Below are 4015 nucleotides of genomic sequence, written 5' to 3' on the forward strand. Positions count from 1 at the left end.
CTTTTTAGCTGGCCTTTTGTTGTTTCAAATGATTATTCCTAATGACAAATCTGGGTTAAACTTGAACGCAGGGTTTAGTTATCAATACAATTCGTTTGTTCTTTTTTAGGAAAAAACTAAAATTAAAAAATATAATAGGAATTTATTTATGCACAAGAAACTATTTATTCCCGGTCCAACAGAAGTTGCACCGGAGGTGTTAGCCAAAATGGCTACGCCAATGATCGGGCATCGAAGCAAAGATGCTTCAAATTTACAACGCGAGATTACAGAAAAACTTCGCAAACTGATGTACACCGCAAATCCGATATTACTCTCCACAACTTCAGGGTCGGGATTGATGGAAGGTTCCCTCAAATCTTTAACTGCAAAACGCGCAGTCGTATTTTCAGTTGGCGCATTCGGCGACCGATGGTTCAAGATGGCTGAAGCTAACGGGATACCGGCAGACAAACATTCTGCGGAATTAGGCAAACCAACTACGCCCGAAATCGTGGACCAGTATTTATCCACCGGTAAGTACGACGTATTCACGATAACACACAACGAAACGAGCACGGGAATAATGCACGACCTGGAACCGTTTGCGGAGCTAAAGAAAAAGTATCCCGACGTTTATTGGCTCGTGGATGCGGTAAGTTCTTTAGGTGGTGTAAAGATTGATGTCGATAAATTAGGAATTGATGTCTGTATAACTTCTACACAAAAAGCACTCGCTCTTCCCCCCGGAATGGCGATAGCTTCAGTTACAATGCGCTCCCTTGAACATGCCAAGACTGTAAAAAATCGCGGACTGTATCTCGATATCGTTGACATCTATAGCTACATCGAGAAAAAAGATCATCAGTATTCTTCAACTCCCTCACTTTCGCATATGTTTGCACTCAATTTCCAACTCGACAGAATTTTAGCCGAAGGATTGGAAAACAGATTCAACCGTCATTTTGAGATGGCAGAATATACACGCGCCTGGGCAAAGAAACATTTTGCTCTTTTCCCCGAAGAAAAATTTTCTTCCCAAACGCTTACCACAATTACAAATACTAAAAATATTTCGATCGCAAATCTTAACAGCGAGTTAGCAAAAATTGGAATGCAGATTTCCAACGGCTATGGTGATTTGAAAGAAAAAACTTTCCGCATCGCACACATGGGCGAATTAACGATGGCAGACATTAAAGAAGTTACGTCTGCAATTGAAAAAATATTACAACTATAGAAAGGAATGAATAATGAAAATATTAATTTCTGATGGTATAGAAGACGTCGGCAAAAAAATTCTTCTTGATGCCGGGTTTCAAGTTGACGATAAAAAATTAACACCTGAAGAATTATTAAAAGAAATTCCAAACTATAATGCTATTATCGTCAGGTCAGCTACTAAAGTTACAAAAGAAGTTATTGAAGCCGGTAAAAACTTAAAAGCTATTGCCCGCGGCGGTGTAGGTTTAGATAATATCGATGTGGCATTTGCGAAAAGTAAGGGAATACCTGTGCTCAATACTCCCGGTGCCTCAGCAATATCAGTAGCAGAGTTGGCTATTGCGCATATGTTTGCGCTTTGCCGATTTATCCACGTTTCTACAACAGAAATGAGGAATTTGAAGTGGCCCAAAAAAGAATACAGCAAAGGCGTTGAACTTACAGGTAAAACGCTTGGAATATTCGGTATTGGAAGTATCGGTAAAGAAGTAGCCAAACGCGCAATTGGTTTGGGAATGAATGTGATTGCTTACGATCCGTTTGTTACAACAACCGATTTAAATGTGAAGCTAACTACTCAGGATGAAGTTCTGAAACAATCCGATTTTATATCGCTGCACATTCCGCTTGATAAAAAAGTTGGTGCTGCAATAACCAAAAAAGAATTCGATATGATGAAGACCGGAGTAGTATTGATAAACTGCGCACGCGGTGGAGTTGTTTCCGAAAGCGATTTACTCGAAGCTTTAAAGAGTGGAAAAGTTGCAGCAACAGGAATCGATGTATTCGTGAACGAACCTGTAACTGATACGCAAAAGGAACTTCTCAATCATCCCAATGTATCGGCAACACCTCATATCGGTGCATCGACAAACGAAGCTCAAGAACGTGTAGGCGAAGAAATCGCGACAAAAGTAGTAAATGCGTTGAAATAGTATTTATGTAGTAAGTAGATTGAATAAATTTATTTACTATAATTTTAATTTTTTCATTTTTAATTTTTAATTTCTTATTATGGCAATATTACGACCTTTTCACGGCTGGCGCCCTCTGCCGCAATATGCAACCGAGGTAGCAGCAAAACCTTATGATGTTTTAAATTCCGAAGAAGCAAGAAAAGAAGCTGAAGGACATCCTCTTAGTTTTTTACACGTAGGCAAACCCGAAATCGATTTAGAACCTTCGATACATCTCTACGACACCCGTGTTTATCAAAAAGCAAAAGAGAATTTAAACAAATTTATTAACGAAGGAATCTTACTAAAAGATCAGGAACCTTATTTTTACTTGTACGCTCAAACGATGGGAACACACACACAATACGGAATTGTAGGTTGTGTTTCTATTCAAGAATATTTGAACGATACAATAAAGAAACACGAACTGACTCGCAAAGATAAAGAAGACGACCGGACAAATCACGTACGAGTTACAAACGCACACACAGGTCCCATTTTCTTAACATATCCTGCACACAACGAGGTTGATAAAATTGTTGAACACGTATCTGCTTCCAAGTCGGTTTACAATTTTGTTGCGGCAGATAGTATTCGTCATCAATTTTGGCTAATAACAAATCAAAACACAATCGCACAAATAAAAAAACTTTTTGATGCTATTCCTACCCTTTACGTTGCCGATGGCCATCACCGTTCGGCATCGGCTGCAAGAATGGGTGTTGAACTTGCTAACAACAATCCAAACCACACGGGCGATGAAGAATACAATTTTTTTCTTGCAGTCCTCTTCCCTCACAATCAATTAAAAATTTTGGATTATAACCGTGTTGTTAAAAATTTGAACGGCAGAACTGTTGATGAATTTCTGAGTGAAATAAAAAGTAATTTCGAGATTGAAGAATCGCCTGCACAAGCCAAGCCGAGAATGAAGGGCGAATTCGGAATGTATATTAATAAAAAGTGGTATTATTTACGTCCACTTCCCAACTTGATTATAAGTGGCAATATTATTGCAAGACTTGATGTCTCGATTTTGCAAAATCACTTATTGCACCCGGTGCTTGGAATAGATGACCCTAGAACGAGTAAAAATATTGATTTTGTTGGAGGAATCAGAGGTCTGGGCGAGCTTGAACGCCGTGTTGATTCAGGAGAAATGGCTGTTACGTTTGCTCTTTTTCCAACTTCGATTGAAGAACTGATGGCAATTGCAGATGCCGGTAAAATTATGCCGCCGAAATCAACATGGTTCGAACCGAAACTAAGAGACGGACTGGTAATACACTTTTTAAGTTAGTCAAAGACTTGTTTGATGTTTTGCAAAACTCATCATAGTTTCTTATCTTTCTCAAGTTGATAGACAATTGACAATTAGTCATCCTCCTTCGTCCGCTCATAGCGGACTTCGGCGGACAAGTTAACAATTAGAACGCGCCTGTAGCTCAATTGGATAGAGCATCTGCCTTCGGAGCAGAGGGTTAGGGGTTCAAGTCGGTCATTTTCAGCATATTTTTTACTACTGTAGATAGAATTGTTGATTGGAGAGCAATAAAATGTCAACAAAACTCTATCTCTACAAACGGTCAAACGGTGTTTATTATATCGGTTACTTTTATGCGGGCTTAAAGCGTTGGAAGTCAACCGGGAAACAATCAAAGTTTGATGCTTTGAAGATACTACAAAACTTCGAGCAACACCTACAGAAAAAACAAACTTCAATTTCATTCGAGCAATTCATTGAGCAGTTTAAAACTGTTCAAGCTCATTCCTTCCGTGTTAAGACGTTAAGCATATACGAGCAAGCTTTTAATAACTTCAAAACAATTCTCGGTAACAAGGCACTCAGTCAATAC

At 38.9% G+C, this 4015-nt stretch carries 4 protein-coding genes; all 4 read left to right on the top strand.

All coding sequences use genetic code 11. The annotated features are described in order from the left end of the window. The first annotated feature begins 148 nt into the window (after positions 1–148). Positions 149–1219, top strand: a complete 1071-nt coding sequence (locus QME58_14175; GenBank protein MDI6804960.1) for an alanine--glyoxylate aminotransferase family protein — start codon at positions 149–151, stop codon at positions 1217–1219. Positions 1220–1232: 13 nt separating this feature from the next. Beyond that, a complete protein-coding gene (locus QME58_14180; GenBank protein ID MDI6804961.1) occupies positions 1233–2138 on the top strand; it encodes a D-2-hydroxyacid dehydrogenase in 906 nt (301 codons plus the stop codon). 79 nt (positions 2139–2217) lie between these two features. Beyond that, complete coding sequence (locus tag QME58_14185) at positions 2218–3459, top strand: DUF1015 family protein (GenBank protein MDI6804962.1); 1242 nt, start codon at positions 2218–2220, stop codon at positions 3457–3459. 256 nt (positions 3460–3715) lie between these two features. Next, positions 3716–4015, top strand: a 300-nt coding sequence (locus QME58_14190; protein ID MDI6804963.1) for a hypothetical protein, incomplete at its 3' end; no start/stop codon positions are given.

It is taken from the genome of Bacteroidota bacterium (assembly GCA_030017895.1).
GTDB lineage: Bacteria > Bacteroidota > Ignavibacteria > UBA10030 > BY39 > JASEGV01.

Bases quoted from the DNA above. Each gene is read 5' to 3' on its own strand.
- QME58_14175 (MDI6804960.1), top strand. From the start codon at position 149: ATGCACAAGAAACTATTTATTCCCGGTCCAACAGAAGTTGCACCGGAG.
- QME58_14180 (MDI6804961.1), top strand. From the start codon at position 1,233: ATGAAAATATTAATTTCTGATGGTATAGAAGACGTCGGCAAAAAAATT.
- QME58_14185 (MDI6804962.1), top strand. From the start codon at position 2,218: ATGGCAATATTACGACCTTTTCACGGCTGGCGCCCTCTGCCGCAATAT.